The organism is Candidatus Competibacter phosphatis (assembly GCF_012939995.1).
Taxonomy (GTDB): Bacteria; Pseudomonadota; Gammaproteobacteria; order Competibacterales; family Competibacteraceae; genus Competibacter; species Competibacter phosphatis.
On sequence record NZ_SPMZ01000023.1, the window covers coordinates 32,647 to 52,881 of the forward strand.

Consider the following 20,235-nt stretch of genomic DNA (forward strand, 5'->3'; position numbering starts at 1 on the left):
TTACAGGTGGACAGCATCGAAAAAGCCATGCTTGGCCAATCACCTAGCCCGGTTGTACCGCTCCCGGTTGCACCGCTGGAGATGGAAGCTCCCGTTCTTCCTGCAAAGACCGACGTCATCGAAAGAGCTGTCGTCGGTCTGACGATAGCTCCGTCAGGCGGAGCCGCCGGTAAGTCGGTTGCCACGGTCAAGCGGACCCAGCGCTCGGTGATGCTGGATTTCCAACAGATTCAGGCAACAGGCCTGCTGGTGCCGGATACCCGCCGCAGCCGCATCAAGGAAGAGTATCGTCATATCAAACGTCCCTTGCTCATGAATGTCGACGGCAAGGGAGCCGCCACCACCGAGCATGCCAACTTGATTGTGGTGACCAGCACTCGTCCGGGTGAGGGCAAAACCTTCACGGCCTGCAATCTGGCCTTGAGCATCGCCACCGAGCGGAATCGCACGGTGTTGCTGGTGGATGCCGATGTGCTCAAGCCCGCCGTGGCGAAAACGCTGGGATTCGAGGCCGAGCTGGGGTTGGTGGATTTCCTGATTGACGATCAGATGGATTTAGCCGATGTGCTGGTGGATACCAACGTACCTTCGTTGACCGTCCTACCTGCTGGTAGCCAGCATCATCTGTCCACCGAACTGCTCGCGGGCGAGAACATGCGGCGATTGACGATGGAGTTGAGTCGGCGTTATCCCGATCGTGTGGTCATTTTCGATTCTCCGCCCTTGTTGGCAACCACCGAGGCCAGCGTGCTGGCGCGTTTGATGGGGCAGGTGGTCATGGTGGTCGAGGCCGGACGCACTCAGCAATCGCAAGTCAAAGCTGCTTTGGCCCTACTTGATCCCAATCAGAGTGTCGGTTTCGTGCTGAACAAGACTCGTAGTTTTTTGGGTCAGGAATATTATGGGTACGGTTATGGTGGAGGCGACGATAGTAGCGGGAGTAAAGTGAGTGCCTAGCTACAGTGAAGCAGGGAGCGATGAATGCGCGGGATAGAAAAAAAAGCCCACGCGCCATGGCCCGGCCCGCCGATGCCTTGAGCCGGCCAAAGCACCCAAATGGTTTTTAGCCGCTTTGGTGCTGGCGGGTTTCAGTCTTGGCTGTGACGCGCAAGAAGCGGACGGTTACTCGCGGGGGAGGGTGGCGGGTGACACCGCGACTCAGTGTGGGGACTACCTATTCCGACAATATCCAATTGGCACCGTCCGGTGAGGAGGAAGGGGACACGGTCCTGCAGGTCGATCCCGGTATTTCCGTGCGCAAGCAGGGCGGACGACTGAATCTTCGCCTGGATTATACTGCCCAAGGCTTGTTTTACGCCGATCATCGCGATGCAGATCAAATCAACAATAATCTGTTGGTATTTGGAACCGCTGAGCTTTATCAAGATAACCTGTTTCTGGATGCTTATGGTTCAGTCTACCAAGTCCCTGTTGTTTCCAATGGACGAGTCGATGTCGGTGGTCTAGGGTCGGACGGAGGAGCACTATCCAGCCTTGGGTTATTTAATAATGTCACTTTGAATGTATTGCCCAGTGCTTCGGGTGTATTGGATCCGATTGGTATCTTCAGCAACATTGCCCTGACCGATAACCAGACGACCCAGTCCACTTTCGGTATCAGCCCCTATTGGCGCCAGAATCTGGGTGGTTGGGTGAAGGCGCTGTTGCGCTATCGTTATGAAAATATCAGTTACAGCGGGTCTGACAATCCAATTGACCAGCAGGAAGGCTTATTTGATAGTCAAATTAATTCCATCGATTTAAATTTGACCAGTGACCACAATTTTGATGTATTGAAATGGAATCTCAGTTATTTTTATCTGAAGCAGACTGGTCAGCAGAATAATGACATCCAGGGTGATGGAAATGATCGGCAGGAGCAGATTACTGGGCGATCGGATTACCGATTGAATAATTCTTGGTCGTTGGTGGCCGAAGCAGGTTACGTCAACAATCAATCCTCTACTTATACCGACAATACTAACGGTCCTTATTGGGGATTGGGTGCTACTTGGAAACCAAACCGATATTATTCTCTTACCGGCTTGTATGGATTGAACTACAATAATGCCACTATACAATGGAACCCTTCTCAGCGCACCAACCTGATCATTAGCCGTGCATACCAGGGGGTTGGTTACAGCCCTGGTGTATACTGGAATGGTTCATTCAGCCATCGGGCGCGTTTCAGCGTTTGGTCAGCGAGTTACACCCAGGAAGTCACTACTTCCCAGCAGTTGGCAAGTAACGATTTGACCGGGGTTGGTCCAGATGGCCAACCAGTTGTCCTTAATGACCAAAATCAAATTGTATCTGGTGGCTCGTTGGGGCTGAGTAATGAACAGTTCTTGCGTAAATCTTTCAATTTGGGCGTGACGTATCTGCGCAGTCGGACTGGCTTGACTTTTGCCGCTTTCAGCGATAATCGCGAGTTTCAAGATCCTACTCAAAATGAAGAGACTTATGGTGTCGGTGCGCTCTGGAGCTGGCGATTCGCGCCGCGTACCGCCTCGTTCCTAGGGGCGGGTTGGGGGCGTGATGACTTGGGCCTCGATCAGAAAAATGAATACTGGTTATCGGTCATTGGGTTGGCGCGGGTATTTTCGCCGGATACGGGCGGTCTGATCAGCTACCGCTACTACCGGAACGATGCCGATCCCACCGACCAAGGCTTTCGAGAAAACCGGCTCAATATTCGTTTCAGCATGAAATTCTGAAATGGCGTTCAATGTATATTGATTACTATGGCTTTAGTGCCAAACCCTTCCAACTCAGTCCCGATCCCCGCTTTTTTCTTTGGCAGCAGCGTCCACAGCCGTGCGCTCGCGTACCTGCGCTACGGCTTGAGCCAGGGTGAGGGTTTTATCGTCATCACTGGTGGAATCGGAACGGGCAAGACGACCCTGGTTAAAAACCTGTTCGCCGAATTGGATACCAGCCAGGTGGTCGCCGCCCAATTGGTAACGACTCAATTGGAGGCTGACGAGTTGTTACGCAGTGTGGTGGCTGCATTCGGCTTGCCTTTTGAAGAGGCGGGCAAGGCTGCCTTGCTGAGGCATTTCGAGGATTTTTTTGCGCGGTCACGCCCGACAAGGGCGGCGGGTACTGCTGGTGGTGGACGAAGCGCAGAATCTGCCGGTTCGTTCCCTGGAGGAACTGCGGATGCTGTCGAATTTTCAGGTGGCCGCTACCCCGTTGTTGCAAAGTTTTCTGCTGGGACAGGAGGAGTTTCGTCAGACCTTGCAGGACCCTAGCATGGAGCAGTTGCGGCAACGGGTCATTGCTTCCTGCCACCTGAATCCACTGAGCGAGTTGGAAACCCGCGAGTACGTCGAGCATCGTCTGCATGTGGTGGGCTGGGTTGAGGGTCGGCCGGGTTTTACCGACCGCACGCATGGGGCTGTTTACCGGCACACCCAGGGAATTCCCCGTCGAGTCAATATTTTTTTGCGACCGTTTGTTGCTGTATGGATTTCTTGAAGGGTTGATGGAGATTTCCGAAGGAGCGGTTGAGGAGGTAGCACAAGAACTGATTCAAAATGAGCAGGGAGGCGGCGTGCAGACGCAAGCGAGGAGCAGTGGTAGCGGTTCGCTGCTGCGGATGGGCCACGCAATGGAGCAACGTCTTTCCGAGTTGGAGCGGACGGTGGAGACCTTGTTGCATCATCCGGAATGGCAAGATATTCAATTTGAGCGACTCGAACGGCGCCTCCAGCAACTGGAGCCGGTCGTGCGAGTTCTCCGACGGCAGTTCGCCGAGTTCTCCCAGGACATGGAGGAAACGCCATCCGAAGAGACCGCAACTGCGGAAAAACCGCCATCCTGAGCGTGATTCGGGCTCGTCGCCAGTCGGGTCTGTATGCAATTGCGAAAGAGCAACATTCGGAAACTGGATCAGGAGATCTACGATATCCTGATCGTCGGCGGCGGTATCAACGGTGCGGTCTCCGCGGCGGCGCTGTCCGGCAAGGGCGCGCGGGTGGCGCTGATCGACCAGCGCGACTTTGCAGGCTTTACCAGTCAGCAGTCGTCCAACCTGGTTTGGGGCGGCATCAAGTACCTGGAAAACCACGATTACGCGCTGGTTCGCAAGTTGTGTCTAAGCCGCAACCAGTTGCTCCGCAACTACCCTTCTCGGGTTCGGGAGATTCGTTTTTTCGCCAGCATCGACACGGGGTTTCACTTTCATCCCCTGTTCTTGTGGGCGGGTGCCTGGTTGTATTGGTTGTTCGGTAACGGGTTTACCCAAACCCCACGCCTGCTGTCCAAGCGGACGATCCGACGGGAAGAGCCGGTGGTAAAGATTCAAGATACTGTTGGCGGCTTCGAATATTCCGACGCCTACCTGCCCGATAACGATGCCCGCTTCGTATTTCAGTTCGTGCGCTCGGCCATGGATCGCGGTGGTGTCGCGGCCAACTATGTGGAATCGCTCGGTGCTCGCCGCGAGGGTGAGATCTGGATTGCCCGGGCGCGGGATGTCATCGACGGCGGGGAGATGGAAATCCGCGCCCGAGTGTTGATCAACGCCGCCGGTCCGTTCGTGGACGACCATAACGCGCTGACCGGCGAACAGACCGAACACCGCCATGTGTTTTCCAAGGGTATCCATCTGATCGTGCCCCGGATCACCCTCAATCCACGCATTTTGACTTTCTTCGCCGACGATGGACGCTTGTTCTTCATCATCCCGATGGGTGCGCGTGCCTGCATCGGTACCACCGATACCCCGGTGGAGACGCCGTTTGCCGAGGTGACGGACGAGGACCGGCGGTTCGTGCTCGACAACATCAACAAGCGCCTGAATCTGGACCGACCGTTGACTTGCGCCGACATCGTTGCCGAGCGTTGCGGGGTTCGGCCGTTGGTGGTGAAAGCCCAGGCCAGCGACCATGGCCACGATTGGCTGCGATGGTCTCGCAAGCACGAAATCGAGGTGGATCGGGCCAAGGCGCATCTCAGCATTTTTGGCGGCAAGCTGACCGACTGCATCAACATTGGCGATGAAGTTTCCAGGATCGTGGCCCAACTGGGGATTGCCCTGCCGCATCGCGATCATCGCTGGTATGGCGAACCGCATGCGTCGGTTCGTGAGGAGTATCTGCGCCAAGCCAGGCTGATGAAGCTCGATAGCCATGCCTCGCCGAACTCCGGCGAACCGCTCTCCAGCCGGTTGTGGCGGCGCTACGACCAGCAGGCATTGGAACTGCTTGCCGAAATCCGCGAGGACCCGCGCCAAGCGGAGATGTCGATCGAGGGTACCGACTATCTTCGCTGCGAAATTCAACTCGCCCAGCGCCGGGAAATGATCGTCAGCTTGGAGGACTTCCTGCGCCGGCGTTCCAAGATCGCGCTGATCATGCGTCGGGCGGATATCGGGAACACGATCGGCCTGATGGAGATTTGCGAGATTCTGTTCGGCGACCGGGCCGGGGAAAAGCTCGACGAATACTTCCAAGACTGACCGGCAGCCCGGCGGTTCGGTGTTCGGGCGGCCCTTCCGTTGTCGGCTGGAAACGAACGAGGGCGCGTTGTGACGCGCCCTCGGTTCCGCATCGTCGTCAAGGACTCAGGCAGGGTGATCGTTGGCCATCCAGCGGTGGAAGAAGCCGGCCAGCGCCGCGCCGACGATGGGCGCGAGCCAGAACAACCACAACTGCTGCAAGGCCCAGCCACCGACGAAAATCGCTTGGCTGGTACTGCGCGCCGGGTTGACCGAGGTGTTGGTGACCGGGATGCTGATCAGATGGATCAAGGTCAGGCACAGGCCGATGGCGATGGGCGCGAAGCCGGTCGGGGTGTTCTTGTGGGTGGAGCCCAGGATGACGATCAGGAAAAAGAAGGTCATCACCACTTCGCAGATCAGCGCGGCGTTCATGCCATAGCCACCCGGCGAATGTTCGCCGAAGCCGTTGGCCGCGAAGCCGCCGAGCGTGGAAAAGTCACTCTTGCCGGTGAAAATCAGGTAAATGATGCCCGCGCCGGCAATACCGCCAAGGACTTGGGCGATGATGTAGGGGATCAGGTCGGCAATCGGAAAACGCCCACCGGCCCACAGTCCCACCGAAACGGCCGGATTCAGATGACAGCCGGAGATGTGGCCGATGGCGTAGGCCATGGTCAGCACGGTCAAACCGAAGGCCAGCGCCACGCCGACGAGGGCGATGCCCAAGGGATACTTGTCGGGGCCGTAAAAGACAGCGGCTAGCACGGCGCTGCCGCAGCCACCCAACACCAGCCAGAGGGTGCCGATGAACTCGGCGGCCAGACGATTTGCAAGCGGCATGTGGATTTTTCCTCCAAGGATTAAGAGATGCTACGAGATTGCCGTTATCGAGCCACGGCCGTGAGCGCCAACCGCCGACCAGGGGGTGAATCGAGATTGATATGCGGATGGCGCTGTAAAAGTAATTGCCATCCCGTCACAAAGTCAATCCAATGTTCAGGCACTTTCGCCTCAGCCGAGCAGTATGCGCAATTTCTGTCCCAACTCGTTTTTGCGATAGGGTTTGGCCAAGATTTCCACATCCTCGGCGAGTTGGCCGCCAACGATCAGCGGGTGCTCGGTGTAGCCGGAGGTGAACAGCACGCGCAGACCGGGATATCGGCGTTGCGCCTCGGCCGCCAGCTTGACGCCATCCATCTCGCCCGGCAGCACGATATCGGTGAACAACAGAACGATCTGGGGTGTCGCTCCTAGTAGTTCGAGCGCCGCCGCGGCGTCGCCGGCTTGCCGGGTGTCGTAACCTAGAGCGCGCAAGGCATTGACGGCGAACAGTCGGACGTCGGTATCGTCTTCGACCACCAAGATGGTTTCGCCGTGGCCTTTGAAAACGGTGTCCGCTGCTTTCACACCCGTCGGCGGACTGGCGGCGACCTGCATTTGCGGCAGGTAAAGCCGTACCGTGGTGCCCTGACCGAGCTTGCTGTGAATCGCGATATGGCCGCCGGACTGTTTGACCAGGCCGTAAACCATGCTGAGCCCCAGGCCGCTGCCTTTGCTGGTTTCCTTGGTGGTAAAAAAGGGTTCGAAGGCATGTTCCAGCACCTCGGGCGCCATGCCGCCACCGTTATCGCGAACCGCCAGCATGACATATGGACCGGGCCGCACATCTTGTTGGGTCGCGGCGTAATTCTCGTCGAGTTGAACGTTGCCGGTTTCCAGCGCGAGCTTGCCACCTCGCGGCATGGCATCGCGGGCATTGATGGCCAGATTGAGTAGGGCGCTTTCGAGCTGATCCGGGTCGACCAGGGTCTGTTTCAGGTCGGTGGCCAGCATCGTATCGATCTGGATATTGGCGCCCAGGGTGCGCCGCATGAGATCGAGCATGCCGAGTATCAGCTTGTTCAGGTCGGTCGGTTGCGCCAGCAGCGGCTGACGGCGCGCGAACGCCAGTAGCCGCCGGGTCAGATTGGCGCCCCGGTCCACCGCCCGCAGCGCCTGCTGGGCCAGTTCGTGCAGCCGGGGCTGAGCCGCCAACTGTTCGTGCAGGAGTTCGAGATTGCCCATGATGACGGCGAGCAGGTTGTTGAAGTCGTGGGCGATGCCGCCGGTGAGCTGACCGATGGCGTGCATCTTCTGGGCTTGGCGGAGTTGCACCTCCGCTTGCTTGCGCTTGGTGATGTCGCGGGCGACCACGATGGCGGCGGATTTGGCGACGATCTGCACGTCGGGCGGCGGGAAGAGGTGTTGTTGCGCGGTGTTGGCGGGGATGGTGGAGCGGTCGGTGAACTGCACGTCGAGCGGCGCGGTGCGCGACTCGAACCAGCGGGGACCCGAAGAGGTTTCCAGTTCGTATTCGGCGATTTGAATTTGCTGGGTTCTCAGCGCCCGCAGGATGATGTCGAGGAAAAGCGCCGCCATTTCCGGCGGGTGGACTTCGCTGAGTAGTTTACCGCGGATGGGCGCGGGGACTTTGCCGCGCATGAGAGTGGCACCGATGTCCCGCCCCGCGGCCAGCACTTCCCGGTAGCGACCGTCCTCGTCGACCACGAAGACCAGATCCGGCATGGCGCGGGTCATGGCCCGCAGCCGAGCCTCGCTCTCCCGCAGCGCGGCTTCCGTCTGGTTGCGGACCGCGATTTCCTTGATGAGGGAATAATTGGTGGTTTCCAATTGAGCGGTGCGTTCCATAACTCGTTGCTCCAGCTGGGCATAGGCTTCGCGCAGCACGGTTTGGGCCTGTTGCATCGAAGTGCGCATGGTATTGAACGAACGGGCGAGTTCGCTGAGCTCATCGTTGCCGTTGGCGATCAGGTTATCGCTTAGGCTCCCCATTGCCAGTTTTTGGGTCGCCTCGGCCAGGGCGGCGATCGGCAAGGCCAGATCCCGGGCGTGCTTTCTCGACATGCCATAAGCAACGGCCAGCATCACCAGAATCATGATCGCCAGGTTCCACACCGTGATGGCGCTAGCGGCCCGCGCGGCGTCGGCTTCCTGTTCGAGACGGATTTTGGCGTCCGCCGCCATGGTGGTCGCCAGCGCGATCGTCCGGTTTGCCATGGGGTCCGTTTCCGCCGCCAACCGGTGCAGTGCGATATTCCAATCCACCGCCCGACGCTGTCGGATGATCTCTCCAGCGAAGGTGATGAAGGCTTGCCATTCGCGCTGAAAGAGGCGCAGCAACCGGCCCTGTTCGAGCGTGAGTAGCGGGTCGGCGGTCGCTTGCGCGACCAGGGCTTGGGTGGTGCCCAGTTGTCGTTCGAGCCGCTCGATATAGTGCAGGCCGTCCGGCCCCAGGGTTTCCCGCAGCAGCAGATGACTGCCGGCCAGCGCACCCTGGATTTCCATCAAACGCACAAGCAGAGGTTTTCGGCCGTCGTCGCTTTCCCGCGTTGTTTCTTCGAGCGCCAGCAGCGCCGCCGTAATCGAAGCCAGTTCCCGCACGCTGGGCTCGACCTTGAACAAATAGGTCATCCGCGCTGGTTCGTTGCCCGGAGCGCGCGCCACCTCCTGCACCCACCACTGGGATTCCTGTAGATCGGCGAGCAGGGCTTGCAGTTCCCTCAGCCGCTCCGGGTCGCAGCTTCGCCCCGCCAGCAGATGCCGGCATTGTTTGATTCGTTCGATCGCCGGCTGGATTTCCTGTTGCCAGGCCGCTCGCCAGTCCACCAGAAATTGCGGGTCTCCGAGGCTGACCCAGCCGCGCAGGCTGGCCAGGGAATGCCGCACGCCGGCCAGCATCTGGGTGGACGCTTGCGCCAGCGGCACGCCTTCGTTGACCAGCAAGATGACTCTGGCCCGCAGTTCGTAGGTCGAAACCAGGGCGACCAACAGCATGCCCACGCCGACCAGCGCCACCGATAGATGGGAAAACAGCAATCGGCGGTGAAGGGGGTGTTTTTGCGCGGCGTGCTCAGCGTTCTGGCGTGGTGGAGTCATGTTTGGCTTCCCCAGGCGCTGTCGGAGCGGCGGCGATGAAGCGTTCGAGCTGCTGCAGTTGCGCTTGCAGGATTCCGGCCCGCTGATAGCTGTGCGCTGGAAATTTTCGTCCGGGATAAAAAGCCGGTGCCACGGGTTTGTTATCGCCCAATTGTTTATACAGATGATTTAATTGCGAAACAACCAGGGAAGCCACCATATAAACATCGCCGGGAGTCAGTTGAGTCATATCGGTTTGACGGGTATCGATATCGAGCACGGTAAACCCCAGGATTTGCGCGATGTGGGCGATGCTCCGCAGGCAGGCAATCAGGCGTTGATAGACGTCGCTGGGTTGTTTGTTCGGTTCGAACGGCGGTTCTTCCGGGATACGGATCGCTTCCGGGTAACGAGCCAGCAGGCGGGCCGCGTAGTCAATCGCCAAGGTGATTTCCATGTAGACGTCGCTGGGCGCGAAGTGTCGTTCCAGCAGCAAATCCACTTGGCGGTTCAGGTCGATCAGGGCGGTGAAGTTATCCGGCCGGGTCGGAGTCGGATCGGTCCTGGTCTCGGGTTCGGGGGCTATCTCCAAGGCGCGCATAATCTGCTGAAGAATCTCATGGGCGTCCTGGAGATTCGCCAGAATATCCGAGGTTCCCAGTTCGTCCGCGGACGTGGGCGGCGAGGTTGCGCGCACCCGACTGATTTCGAATAGCAGCCGGTCGGTTTTTTGCCACAGCGTCAGTGTCTGGAAGTACAGGTCGCGAGTCAGGTCGCTGTGAATGCCGATATTGAATTTTCCAGCCCTGGGGGCGCCCATGAAGCGGCGCAACCGTTCCAGATCCTGGCTGTAGGCCGCGATTTGCGCGGGGATCGCGTCGGTATCGCTTCCGGTCGTTCCCGGCGAGGATGGGTTCGGTTGGGCAACCTCGGCGTAGCCGTGGCTTCCGGCGGCGAGCAGCAGGAAGAACACGGATAGCATGCAAGCGCGCAACGGGTCCCACGCCACGGCCCGCCATCGCAAGCAGCGCCCGGGCTGGCCATGTCGACCGGTTTGACCGAAGTGGCGACCAAATCCCGGTTCTTCGTCGGTGGTCAGTAGCGGTCGTGGTGTCATGGCAGATCCGGTTTACGGGGGTTTGCGAAAAATTTCAAGGTCGCGGGATTGGTGCGTCCCGCGATGGGCATCATAAGCGACCGGCGGCTTGTTCGAACAATGGTTCCTGACGGTCGGTGGCGAACGGCACGCGCCGCCGCACGGATGTTCCGACTCCGTTGCGTCGTCAAACGTCGTTGTGGGCAGAGGCGGGGCGCCGTTCCAGGGCAGCCCGATACTGGGGCGCATACACCGCCGCCAGCCGGATGGCTTCGGACATGCTTAGGGGATTGGCCGTGCCTTTGCCCGCCTGGTCGAAGGCCGTGCCGTGATCGACCGAGGTGCGGATGAATGGTAGGCCGATGGTGATCGCGATGGTGCGTTGGAAGTCCACCATCTTGGTGGCGATATGTCCCTGGTCGTGATACAGCGACAGCACGGCGTCGAAGGCGCCGTTCAGGGCGAGGTGAAATACCGAATCGGCGGCGATGGGGCCGACGGCGTCGATTCCCAAGGCTCGCGCGGCGGCGATGGCTGGCTCAAGTTTCTGCGTTTCCTCGTCGCCGAACAGGCCGTGTTCGCCGCCGTGGGGATTGAGCCCCGCCACCGCCAGCCGTGGTTGCGGGATACCCAGGGCCGTCAATGCGCCGGCGCAGCGCTGCAGATAGTCCAGCACCCGTTGCTGGGTGACCATCTGGATGGCGCCCGCCAGCGAGACGTGGCGGCTGAGAAAAAACACTTTCAGGGCGAATACCTGGAACAAGGTCAGCGGATCGGCGGTCCCGGTCAGCCGGCCCAGCAACTCGGTATGACCGATATCCTGAATGCCGGCCGCTCGAAAGGCTTCCTTGTTGATCGGGGTGGTGGCCATCGCGTCGATCAGGCCGCTTTGGCACAGCTCGACGGTTTTGTGGATGAACTCGAAGGCGGCGCGGCCGGCTTCCGCTTGTACTTGGCCGAACGCGATCCGGTCGGAATCCACGTTGGCCAGATCCACCAGGTCGATGGTGCCGGGTCGGTACTGGCCCTGGGCGGGATCGTCCACGATCCGAATGGCCAAATCCAAGTTCGCGACCCGCAGTGCCCGGCGCAGGGCGCTGGCTTCGCCGACGACCAAGGGTCTGGCGATGTCGTACAGAGCGGGTTGCGCCAGCGCCATGGCGACGATTTCCGGGCCGATCCCAGCAATGTCGCCCAGGGGGATGCCGATGATGCCGTGGTGGATTGCCTTTCTGTCGCCCATGCCGTCACCTCGTCGTCGGGGTTTGAAAGGTTTTGCGGCTCCAGGGTGAAAACGAGGTCGAACCGTGGTCTGAGGGTGTACGGTCCCCCAACACGATGGTGCTATACTCCACCGCTTTGCTGGAACCGGTCAGTCCGGACAAGCCACCCGATGCGGCATATCCGCTTCACATTGTAGACGAGTAGCAGCATGGCAGAGAATCGATATCTCCTGAACACGCAATTGGCGCAGATGCTCAAGGGCGGGGTCATCATGGACGTGGTTGACGTGGAACAGGCCCAGATCGCCCAAGAGGCGGGCGCGGTGTCGGTTATGGCCCTGGAGCGGGTACCGGCCGACATCCGCAAGCAAGGTGGGGTGGCGCGCATGTCCGACCCCGGTTTGATCAAGGCGATCAAGGAAGCCGTCACCATCCCGGTCATGGCCAAGGCGCGCATCGGCCATTTTGTGGAAGCGCAGATCCTGCAAGCGCTCAAGATCGATTATATCGACGAGAGCGAGGTGCTGACGCCGGCCGACGAAGAGTGTCATATCGACAAGACTCGATTCGAGATCCCCTTCGTTTGCGGTGCCCGCAATCTGGGCGAGGCGCTGCGGCGAATCGCCGAGGGCGCGGCCATGATCCGCACCAAGGGCGAGGCCGGTACCGGCAACGTGGTGGAGGCGGTGCGCCACATGCGCGCCATGAACCGGGAGATTCGCCAGTTGGTCAGCATTCCGGCCGAGGAAATCATGGGTTTTGCCAAGGCCAACGGTCTGCCCTACCAACTGGCGCTGGAGGTCAGGACGCTGGGCCGGTTGCCGGTGGTCAACTTTGCGGCCGGCGGCATCGCCACCCCCGCCGACGCGGCATTGATGATGCAATTGGGCTGCGACGGAGTGTTCGTCGGCTCCGGCATTTTCAAGTCGAGCGATCCGGTGCGCCGAGCACGCGCCATCGTCAAGGCCACCGCCTATTTCAACGATCCCGAGAAACTGCTGGAGGTTTCGATGGATTTGGGCGAGCCGATGCCGGGGCTGGACGTGGCCAACATGCCGGGCGAGGAGCGACTGGCGGGACGAGGCTGGTAATGTCCGCGACCGCCGGTTCCAGCCCGGTCGGCGTGCTCGACCTGCAGGGTGGGGTGCAAGAGCACCTCGATCACCTGCGGCGGCTCGGCGTGCCCGGCCGGCCGGTCAAGCGCGCCGCCGAACTGGAAGGTCTAGCGGGGCTGATCGTTCCCGGCGGCGAAAGCACCTGCCTGTCGCGCTTGCTGACGATTTTCGATTTGCGGGAACCGATCGAACAGGCGTATCGGGGCGGTTTGAAGCTGTGGGGTACCTGCGCCGGGGCGATTTTGCTGGCTCGGGAGAACCTCGGCGAAACGCCGTATTTCGGCCTGATCGACATCGCGGTCAGTCGCAACGCCTTCGGCAGTCAGCTCGAAAGCTTCAACCGCGCGGCGCTGGTGCCGGCGGTGGCCCGCGAGCCGGTACCGCTGACCTTTATCCGCGCGCCGAAAATCCTGCGAGTCGGGTCCGGCGTGCGGGTGTTGCTGCAACTGGACGACTACATCGCGGCGGCGGAGGACGAGCGGATTCTGGTCACCGTATTCCACCCGGAACTGACCCCGAGCCTGGCGTTTCACCGCTACTTCGCTCGCAAGTGCGGCCTGAATCCGACCGGGACCGACGATGCCGGGCTCGATCCCGATTGGACGCCGCTGAGCTGGACCCGCTTCAGTTCCCACGCCTGAACATCAATCGATGTCTCGATGCTGGCCGGGGCACGCGCGCGCGCTTTTCCTCCAAGCGGAAGGGCTGACTCAGGCCGGAACGTCATGGCCGAATGTCAATCGGCGTGCCGTCCGGAATCGCCTGCCAGAGTTCCTCGATTTCGTTGTTGGTGACGGCGATGCAGCCCGCCGTCCAGTCCCGCAGTCGATGCAGTGGTCCCATCGAGCCCATGCCGTTGGGCAAACCGTGAATCATGATGTTGCCGCCGGCCGAGCGTTTCTGCTTGGCGGCGAAAGCGGCTTCCTGGGGACCGGGATAGGAGATGTGCAAGGCGCGGTGATACGAACTGTCCCGCTTGCGAAAATCGATGACGTAGCGACCTTCGGGCGTTTTGTTGTCGCCCTCGAACTGCTTGGCCCCCACCGGTTGGCGGCCCAGGGCGATTTCATAGCTCTTGATCGGCCGGTTGTTGCGAAACAGCGTCAGGCGGCGGGCGTTTTTCTCCACCAGTACCCGGTCGGCGATGCGGTTCGAAAGGCGTGGCGGAGGTTGAGGCGACAGCATCGCGTGCTTTTCCACCGGTACGCTCTGCTCGGGAACCTGGTCGGGGTTTGGGGTCGGCGTCGAGGGTTGCGCGACCGGCGGGGTCGTTTGGTCCGTCGGCGGTCGGTCAATCGGTGAGCCGGACGGCGGCGGGCGCAAGAAGCGGTAAACCATGATTGCGCCGTTGATCGTGGCGAGAACCAGGGTGATGGATAACAGAATCCGAAATTTCATGATGAAAGCCGTCAATCTGGACAAGGGCGGATTTGGATGCCCGATGGCGTGAACCATAGGGTAACCAGTCAACCCGGCAACGGGCAATGGGGATTTGAAGTGTGATTTATATCATCTTCATCGTCGGCGATAACCCCTCGATGATTTCCGATTGCAATAGTCTGAGATTGGCTACACTTGGGAACCTGATCAGGGACGTGGCAATCTCCGGTGGCGAACACACAACAATGGCGGCGTGATGAAAAGGCTTAAAACGGTCTTCAGTGGGTGAAGTGTATCTAGTGGGTGCTGGCCCCGGCGATCCCGAGCTGCTGACGCTCAAGGCGCTGCGTTTGATGAAACAAGCCGATGTCGCGGTGTATGACCGACTGGTCGCTCCAGCCATCCTTGATCTGCTGGAGCCGCGCGTCGAGCGGATTTTCGTCGGCAAGGAACCGGACCATCACACGCTGCCGCAGGATAATATCAATCGCTTACTGGTGGATCTGGCTTTGCAGGGCCGGCGGGTGCTGCGACTGAAAGGCGGTGACCCATTCATCTTTGGACGCGGCGGCGAAGAGATCCAGACTCTGATGGCATCCGGTGTCCCGTTTCAGGTGGTGCCGGGCGTGACCGCCGCCGCCGGATGCGCCGCCTACGCCGGCATTCCGCTGACTCATCGCGATTATGCCCAGGCGTGTGTATTCGTGACCGGCCATCTCAAGGACGGCACGCTGAATCTGAACTGGCCGGTGCTCGCGCAGCCGCGACAGACGGTGGTGTTCTACATGGGTCTCAAGAGCATCGGCCATATCTGTGCCCAGTTGCGCGAACACGGCATGGCCGACGACATGCCGGCGGCGCTGGTGGCACAAGGCACCACGCCGGAACAACAGGTCTTTTGCGCCACATTGGTCACGCTGCCTCCCATGATCCAGCAGGCCGACATTCACTCGCCGGCATTGTTGATCGTCGGCGAGGTCGTGAAACTGCATACCCAACTGATGTGGTTTCAGCCCGTTTCGGCGTGACTTGTCCGGTGCGACGATAGCACGACGCTGTTCGGTCAGCGTCCCTTGAACACCCCTTTCGACGACGGCGAGATGCCCACCGGGGCTGGATTGAAGGGCGGGTTGGGTTTGGCCAGTGGTCGGTGCGGGCGCGGTGCCGGGTTCGGGAGGGGGCGGCTGGCGGCAATCGGGTCCCGATTGGCAGGGCCAGGGTCGCGGCGGCTTGGGTGGAGAAGGAGGATAGGGCGGGTAGGGTGATGGATAAGGATAGGAGGGGTAGTAAGGCGGCGGATAGCTGATGACGGTGTTGTCGTCGTCGCTTTGCTGCTGTTGCTCCAGTTGCTGGTTGAGCAAGCTGTTCTTCAGTTGCTGATTTTTCAGCTCCAGGTTGCGGAGCGCCTGCTCCTGGCGGGCTTTTTCCGCAGCCTCGCGTTCACTGGCCATTTGCTCGGACAAGGCGTTGATGCGCGCGATCTCGGCGGCGGAATCATCGGCGTCGGTTGGGTTGGCTGGAGATGGCTGCGGAATGTCGAGGGTTTGCACCCGTTCCGCGTTTTCCGGCTTTCGCTCGCCATAGTGGACCCGCCCGTTGGCGTCGGTCCACTTATAAATCTGTTGCTGGGCGGGCACGGTGGTGGGCGAGGCCAGCAAAATGACAGTACTCAACGAAAGGACCAGCGGTTTACGGTTCATAGGTCGGCTCCGATGAGTTAATCATGCAGGCCAAGGATCGGATTCGACAGGGCTGATGGGGTGATCGGGGCAGGGCGTTCGCCGCCCGTGGTCCGCATGGTGGGGTCGCGCGGGAATTGCTAGAATCCCCCGCCCATATCAATCACGAACCAAGGGAGCGCTTTTGGACATCCTGTTGATTCTCAAGGCCCTGATTCTGGGGCTGGTGGAGGCCGCCTCGGAATTCCTGCCGATTTCCAGTACCGGTCACCTGATCATTGTAGGGGATTTTCTGAACTTCATCGGGTCGCGAGCCGAGACCTTCGAGATTTTCATCCAACTTGGCGCGATCCTGGCGGTGGTATGGATCTATCGGGCGCGGTTGCTCGACGTCGCCACGCATCTGGATCGGGACCCCAGCGCGCGGCGCCTGGTGCTGAATTTGATTGTCGCCTTCATCCCGGCGGCGGTTTTCGGCCTGCTACTCCATAAGGCCATTACTCATTACCTGTTCAACCCGGTCACCGTGGCGGCGGCCTTGGTGGTGGGAGGCATCGTCATCCTGCTGGTTGAGCGCTACGCCCGCGCGGACCGGGTACAACGGATCGATCAGATGAGCGGGAAGGATGCGCTGCTGGTGGGAATCGCGCAATGTTTGGCGCTGTTTCCAGGGGTTTCCCGTTCCGGCGCGACCATCATGGGTGGGATGCTGGGCGGGTTGTCACGCTTCGCGGCGACCGAATTTTCCTTTTTCCTGGCGATTCCGACCATGTTCGCCGCGACGTTTTACAGCTTGTACAAAGAGTGGGGCCGTCTGACGATGGCGGATATACCGATATTCGCGGTTGGATTCGTGGCGGCGTTTCTGGGTGGATTGGTGGTGGTGCGCTTTCTGCTGGCCTATGTGGGCCGGCATAGCTTTGTCCCTTTCGCCTGGTACCGGATCGTGTTCGGCGGTTTGTTGCTGGTGTATTTCCATTACCATCCCTGGGTCGGGAATTGAGGGTGTTACCAGCGGCGCGTCCATTGCGCCGAGTCGCTGATGCGCAAGCCCCCCGCCAGTCGTCCGGCGGAGGATTTGCGAAGCCGGTGAGCTCAGGCGGGCGTTTCGGCCGGTTCCAGCCGCTTGCGGAACGCCGCGTAATACAGCACCGGGATGAAGATCAGCGTCAGCAGGGTGGACACCATGATGCCGAAGATCAGTGAGATCGCCAGCCCCCGGAAGATCGGATCGTCGAGGATGAACAATGCCCCCAGCATGGCCGCCAGCGCCGTCAAGATGATCGGTTTGGCCCGCACCGCGCTGGAGCGGATCACCGCCTCCTCGAACGGCGTCCCGCTGGCGACTTCCAGGTTGATGAAATCCACCAGCAGGATCGAGTTGCGGACGATGATGCCCGCCAGCGCGATCATGCCGATCATCGATGTGGCGGTGAACTGGGCGTGCAACAGGGCGTGGCCCGGCATCACGCCGATGATGGTCAGCGGGATCGGGGCCATGATGATCAGCGGCACCAGGTAAGAGCGGAACTCCGCCACCACCAGCAGGTAAATCAGGATCATCCCCACGGCGTAGGCGATGCCCATGTCGCGGAAGGTCTCGTAGGTGATCTGCCACTCGCCATCCCATTTCAGGCTGTAACTGTAGGGATTGTCCGGCTGGCGAATGAAGAACTGTTCCAGCGGTTCGCCGCCAATCGCTTGGTCGCGCAGATGGGCGAAGATTTCGAACATACCGTACAAGGGACTATCGAGTTTGCCGGCCATGTCGCCGAACACGAACACCACCGGTAGCAGGTCTTTGTGGTAGATGGCGTTTTCGCGCTGAGTCCGTTCGACGTCGACGATCTCCGATAGCGGCACCAATTGTCCGCCCTGAGCGCGGGTTTTCAAATCCAGCACGGTCGCCATGCCAGCTTTGTCGGCGATCGGTAGTTCCAGGCGTAGCGGGATCGGGTACTTGGCGGTGCTGGAGTGCAGGTAGCTGACGTCCTCGCCGCGCAGCGCGGTGTTGAGGTCGGTGGCGACCGCCTGCTGCGATACCCCGAGCAGGGCCGCCTTCGCCCGGTCCACATGCGCGATCAGCCGTTCGGTGGGCGCCTCGACCGTATCGTCCACATCGATGATGTCCGGCGTGGCGCTGAAGATCCGCCGCACTTCCTGGGCGGCCCGAATCTGGCCGGGATAGTTCAGGCCGTAGACCTCGGCCACCAAGGGCGACATGACCGGCGGACCGGGCGGCACCTCGACCACCTTGACGTTGGCGTCGTAGCGCTTGCCGATTTCCTGCAAGGGACCGCGCACGCTCAGCGCGATGTCGTGGCTCTTGCGATGGCGGTGTTTCTTGTCGACCAGGTTGACCTGGATGTCGCCGACGTTGGCGCCGGTGCGCAGGTAATACTGCCGGACCAGACCATTGAAATTGATCGGCGCGGCGGTGCCGGCGTAGATCTGATAGTCGGTGACTTCCTCGACCGTGCCGAGGTAGCGGCCCAGTTCGCCCAGCACCCGGGCAGTCTGTTCCAGCGTTGTCCCTTCCGGCATATCCACGACCACCTGAAACTCCGACTTGTTGTCGAAGGGCAGCATCTTCAGCACAACCAGTTGGAAATAAGCCAGGCTGACCGAACCCGCGATCAGCAGCAGCACGCTCACGCCCAGCACCCAGCGCAACGGCTTGCCGCGTCGCCCCCGCAGGAAAGGGCCGACCACGCGCCGGAACAGTCGATGCGAAAAATCTTCTCGGCCTTCCTCGCCGGTGGTCGCATGGCGCTCGTCCGCAGGCGGCGGCGAGGCCAAGGCCGCGCGCTTTTCCACCACCCGTCGCAGCACCTTGTAAGTCAGCCACGGCGTGAACACGAACGCCACCGCCAGCGAGATCAGCATGCCCATGCTGGAGTTGATCGGGATCGGACTCATGTACGGTCCCATCAGCCCGGAGACGAAGGCCATCGGCAGCAGGGCGGCGATCACGGTAAAGGTGGCCAGGATGGTCGGGCCGCCGACCTCGTCCACCGCCAGCGGAATCGCCTCGACCAGCTTGCGTCCGCCCAGATGGATGTGGCGATGGATGTTTTCCACCACCACGATGGCGTCGTCCACCAGAATACCGATGGAAAAGATCAAGGCGAACAAAGATACTCGGTTGAGGGTGAAGCCCCAGGCCCAGGACGCGAACAACGTGATCGCCAAGGTCAGGATCACCGCCGTGCCGACGATGAAGGCCTCGCGCCAACCCAGCGCGATCAACACCAACACGATGACCAGGCTGGTGGCGAAGATCAGTTTGTGGATCAGGGTCATCGCCTTGTCGTTGGCGGTGACGCCGTAGTTACGAGTGACGGTGAGATTGACGCCCTCGGGAATGAAGGTGCCCTTGAGTTGCTCGACGCGTTCCAGCAGTTGGTCGGCAACCTGGACCGCGTTTTCACCGGGCTTCTTGGCGATGGCCAGGGTGACGGCCGGGAATTCGCCCTGACTGGAAATGCCCTTTGCCATCGCCGCCGGACCCGTACCCAGCCAGACGTAGCGCTCCGGCGAATCTGGACCCAGTTCGATCTGGGCGACATCGGCCAGATACACCGGCGTGCCTTTGTGCAGCCCCACCACCAGACTGCCGATTTCCCGCGGGTCCACCAGGAAACTGCCGGCCTGCACCGGAATTTCGCGGTTGTCGCCGACCAGGTAGCCAGCGTCGGCCGAGGCGTTGGCGGCTTGCAACGACCGGCGCAAGTCGGCCAGCGCCAACCCGTACCCGGACAGTTTGGCGGGGTCGAACAGCACCCGCACCACCCGATCCGGCGCGCCGATGGTGTACAGGTCGCGAGTACCGGCAACGCGTTTCAATTCGGTTTCCAGGGTATGCGCCACCCGGCTCAGATCGTCGGCGCTACGTTGCGGGTCTTCGGTCCACAGCGTCAGGGCGACGATTGGCACGTCGTCGATGCCCTTGGGCTTGACGATGGGCTGACCAACTCCAAGGTTGGTCGGCAGCCAATCGAGATTGGAGTAGAGCTTGTTGTACAGGCGGACGATGGCGTCGGTGCGTGGCTGGCCGACCAGGAATTGCACGGTCAGCACCGCCATGCCGGGTCGTGACACCGAATACACATGTTCGACGCCCTCGATTTCCGAGAGCATCTGCTCGGCCGGGCTGCTGACCAATCGCTCCACCTCGCGGGCGGTGGCGCCGGGGAAGGGGGATGAACACATTGGCGAAGGTCACGTTGATCTGCGGTTCTTCCTCGCGCGGGGTGACCAGCACCGCGAACACGCCCATCAACAGCCCCACCAGCGCCAGCAGCGGGGTGATTTCGCTGAGCAGGAATTTTTTCGCGATCGCCCCGGCTAGGCCGAGGCGCGGTTCGGCGGCGGCGCTCAT

14 protein-coding genes and 4 pseudogenes are annotated in these 20,235 nt (G+C 60.7%); 10 read left to right on the forward strand and 8 right to left on the reverse strand.

What is annotated here, in order from left to right; all coding sequences use genetic code 11:
- The first annotated feature begins 6 nt into the window (after positions 1 to 6).
- Together E4P82_RS08695 and E4P82_RS08700 are read left to right on the forward strand one after the other, a co-directional pair.
- Positions 7 to 957 (forward strand): XrtA-associated tyrosine autokinase, encoded by a 951-nt coding sequence (locus E4P82_RS08695; protein WP_169248514.1) that lies wholly within the window; start codon positions 7 to 9, stop codon positions 955 to 957.
- A 188-nt stretch (positions 958 to 1,145) separates the two neighbouring features.
- Positions 1,146 to 2,717 carry a TIGR03016 family PEP-CTERM system-associated outer membrane protein gene (locus E4P82_RS08700; RefSeq protein WP_169248515.1) on the forward strand — a complete coding sequence of 524 codons (1,572 nt, stop codon included), beginning with the start codon at positions 1,146 to 1,148 and terminating at the stop codon, positions 2,715 to 2,717.
- A 54-nt stretch (positions 2,718 to 2,771) separates the two neighbouring features.
- Here E4P82_RS08700 and E4P82_RS21970 read toward each other — a convergent pair whose 3' ends face one another.
- Complete coding sequence (locus E4P82_RS21970; protein WP_246327463.1) at positions 2,772 to 2,957, reverse strand: hypothetical protein; 186 nt, start codon at positions 2,955 to 2,957, stop codon at positions 2,772 to 2,774.
- Between E4P82_RS21970 and E4P82_RS22800 the strand changes: the two genes are divergently transcribed.
- The 4 genes and pseudogenes from E4P82_RS22800 (at position 2,904) to E4P82_RS08710 (ending at position 5,464) form a co-directional block, all read left to right on the forward strand.
- On the forward strand, positions 2,904 to 3,254 hold the full coding sequence (locus E4P82_RS22800) for a hypothetical protein (protein ID WP_281383669.1): 351 nt from the start codon (positions 2,904 to 2,906) through the stop codon (positions 3,252 to 3,254). The two genes, E4P82_RS21970 and E4P82_RS22800, sit on opposite strands and share 54 nt — an antisense overlap.
- A pseudogene (locus E4P82_RS22805) lies at positions 3,145 to 3,480 on the forward strand (ATPase); the annotation flags it as partial. The gene E4P82_RS22800 and the pseudogene E4P82_RS22805, both read left to right, overlap by 110 nt.
- On the forward strand, positions 3,395 to 3,826 hold the full coding sequence (locus E4P82_RS21980) for a hypothetical protein (protein ID WP_246327464.1): 432 nt from the start codon (positions 3,395 to 3,397) through the stop codon (positions 3,824 to 3,826). The pseudogene E4P82_RS22805 and the gene E4P82_RS21980, both read left to right, overlap by 86 nt.
- 33 nt (positions 3,827 to 3,859) lie before the next feature.
- Positions 3,860 to 5,464, forward strand: coding sequence for a glycerol-3-phosphate dehydrogenase/oxidase (locus E4P82_RS08710; protein WP_169248516.1), 1,605 nt, complete (start codon positions 3,860 to 3,862; stop codon positions 5,462 to 5,464).
- A gap of 105 nt (positions 5,465 to 5,569) precedes the next feature.
- On the opposite strand, the gene aqpZ is transcribed toward E4P82_RS08710, so the two are convergent.
- The 4 genes from aqpZ to pdxA form a co-directional block, all read right to left on the reverse strand.
- Complete coding sequence (gene aqpZ, locus E4P82_RS08715; RefSeq protein WP_169248517.1) at positions 5,570 to 6,286, reverse strand: aquaporin Z; 717 nt, start codon at positions 6,284 to 6,286, stop codon at positions 5,570 to 5,572.
- A 171-nt stretch (positions 6,287 to 6,457) separates the two neighbouring features.
- Positions 6,458 to 9,382 carry an ATP-binding protein gene (locus E4P82_RS08720; RefSeq protein WP_169248518.1) on the reverse strand — a complete coding sequence of 975 codons (2,925 nt, stop codon included), beginning with the start codon at positions 9,380 to 9,382 and terminating at the stop codon, positions 6,458 to 6,460.
- A complete protein-coding gene (locus E4P82_RS08725) occupies positions 9,357 to 10,478 on the reverse strand; it encodes a hypothetical protein (RefSeq protein ID WP_169248519.1) in 1,122 nt (373 codons plus the stop codon). Before E4P82_RS08725 ends, E4P82_RS08720 begins: the two co-directional genes overlap by 26 nt.
- A gap of 166 nt (positions 10,479 to 10,644) precedes the next feature.
- Positions 10,645 to 11,700 carry a 4-hydroxythreonine-4-phosphate dehydrogenase PdxA gene (pdxA, locus tag E4P82_RS08730; RefSeq protein ID WP_169248520.1) on the reverse strand — a complete coding sequence of 352 codons (1,056 nt, stop codon included), beginning with the start codon at positions 11,698 to 11,700 and terminating at the stop codon, positions 10,645 to 10,647.
- Positions 11,701 to 11,889: 189 nt separating this feature from the next.
- Here pdxA and pdxS point away from each other — a divergent pair, with 189 nt between their 5' ends.
- Together pdxS and pdxT are read left to right on the forward strand one after the other, a co-directional pair.
- Positions 11,890 to 12,771: a pyridoxal 5'-phosphate synthase lyase subunit PdxS gene (gene pdxS / locus E4P82_RS08735; RefSeq protein WP_169248521.1), complete on the forward strand. Its 882-nt coding sequence runs from the start codon at positions 11,890 to 11,892 to the stop codon at positions 12,769 to 12,771.
- Positions 12,771 to 13,436 (forward strand): pyridoxal 5'-phosphate synthase glutaminase subunit PdxT, encoded by a 666-nt coding sequence (pdxT, locus tag E4P82_RS08740; RefSeq protein ID WP_169248522.1) that lies wholly within the window; start codon positions 12,771 to 12,773, stop codon positions 13,434 to 13,436. Before pdxS ends, pdxT begins: the two co-directional genes overlap by 1 nt.
- 82 nt (positions 13,437 to 13,518) lie before the next feature.
- Here the strand turns inward: pdxT and E4P82_RS08745 are convergent, their stop codons facing one another.
- A complete protein-coding gene (locus E4P82_RS08745) occupies positions 13,519 to 14,193 on the reverse strand; it encodes a L,D-transpeptidase family protein (RefSeq protein WP_169248523.1) in 675 nt (224 codons plus the stop codon).
- Between the two features lie 254 nt (positions 14,194 to 14,447).
- Here E4P82_RS08745 and cobA point away from each other — a divergent pair.
- Positions 14,448 to 15,203, forward strand: a pseudogene (gene cobA / locus E4P82_RS08750) (uroporphyrinogen-III C-methyltransferase); the annotation flags it as partial.
- 531 nt (positions 15,204 to 15,734) lie between these two features.
- Here the strand turns inward: cobA and E4P82_RS23615 are convergent.
- Positions 15,735 to 15,875, reverse strand: a pseudogene (locus tag E4P82_RS23615) (DUF4124 domain-containing protein); the annotation flags it as partial.
- Between the two features lie 163 nt (positions 15,876 to 16,038).
- Here E4P82_RS23615 and E4P82_RS08760 point away from each other — a divergent pair.
- Positions 16,039 to 16,857 (forward strand): undecaprenyl-diphosphate phosphatase, encoded by an 819-nt coding sequence (locus tag E4P82_RS08760; RefSeq protein WP_169248525.1) that lies wholly within the window; start codon positions 16,039 to 16,041, stop codon positions 16,855 to 16,857.
- A 92-nt stretch (positions 16,858 to 16,949) separates the two neighbouring features.
- Here E4P82_RS08760 and E4P82_RS08765 read toward each other — a convergent pair.
- A pseudogene (locus tag E4P82_RS08765) lies at positions 16,950 to 20,235 on the reverse strand (efflux RND transporter permease subunit).

Excerpts from the sequence above, each read along its gene's own strand:
- E4P82_RS21980 (WP_246327464.1), top strand. The coding sequence starts at position 3,395 with ATGGGGCTGTTTACCGGCACACCCAGGGAATTCCCCGTCGAGTCAATA.
- E4P82_RS08710 (WP_169248516.1), top strand. The coding sequence starts at position 3,860 with ATGCAATTGCGAAAGAGCAACATTCGGAAACTGGATCAGGAGATCTAC.
- aqpZ (WP_169248517.1), bottom strand. The coding sequence starts at position 6,286 with ATGCCGCTTGCAAATCGTCTGGCCGCCGAGTTCATCGGCACCCTCTGG.
- E4P82_RS08720 (WP_169248518.1), bottom strand. The coding sequence starts at position 9,382 with ATGACTCCACCACGCCAGAACGCTGAGCACGCCGCGCAAAAACACCCC.
- E4P82_RS08725 (WP_169248519.1), bottom strand. The coding sequence starts at position 10,478 with ATGACACCACGACCGCTACTGACCACCGACGAAGAACCGGGATTTGGT.
- pdxA (WP_169248520.1), bottom strand. The coding sequence starts at position 11,700 with ATGGGCGACAGAAAGGCAATCCACCACGGCATCATCGGCATCCCCCTG.
- pdxS (WP_169248521.1), top strand. The coding sequence starts at position 11,890 with ATGGCAGAGAATCGATATCTCCTGAACACGCAATTGGCGCAGATGCTC.
- pdxT (WP_169248522.1), top strand. The coding sequence starts at position 12,771 with ATGTCCGCGACCGCCGGTTCCAGCCCGGTCGGCGTGCTCGACCTGCAG.
- E4P82_RS08745 (WP_169248523.1), bottom strand. The coding sequence starts at position 14,193 with ATGAAATTTCGGATTCTGTTATCCATCACCCTGGTTCTCGCCACGATC.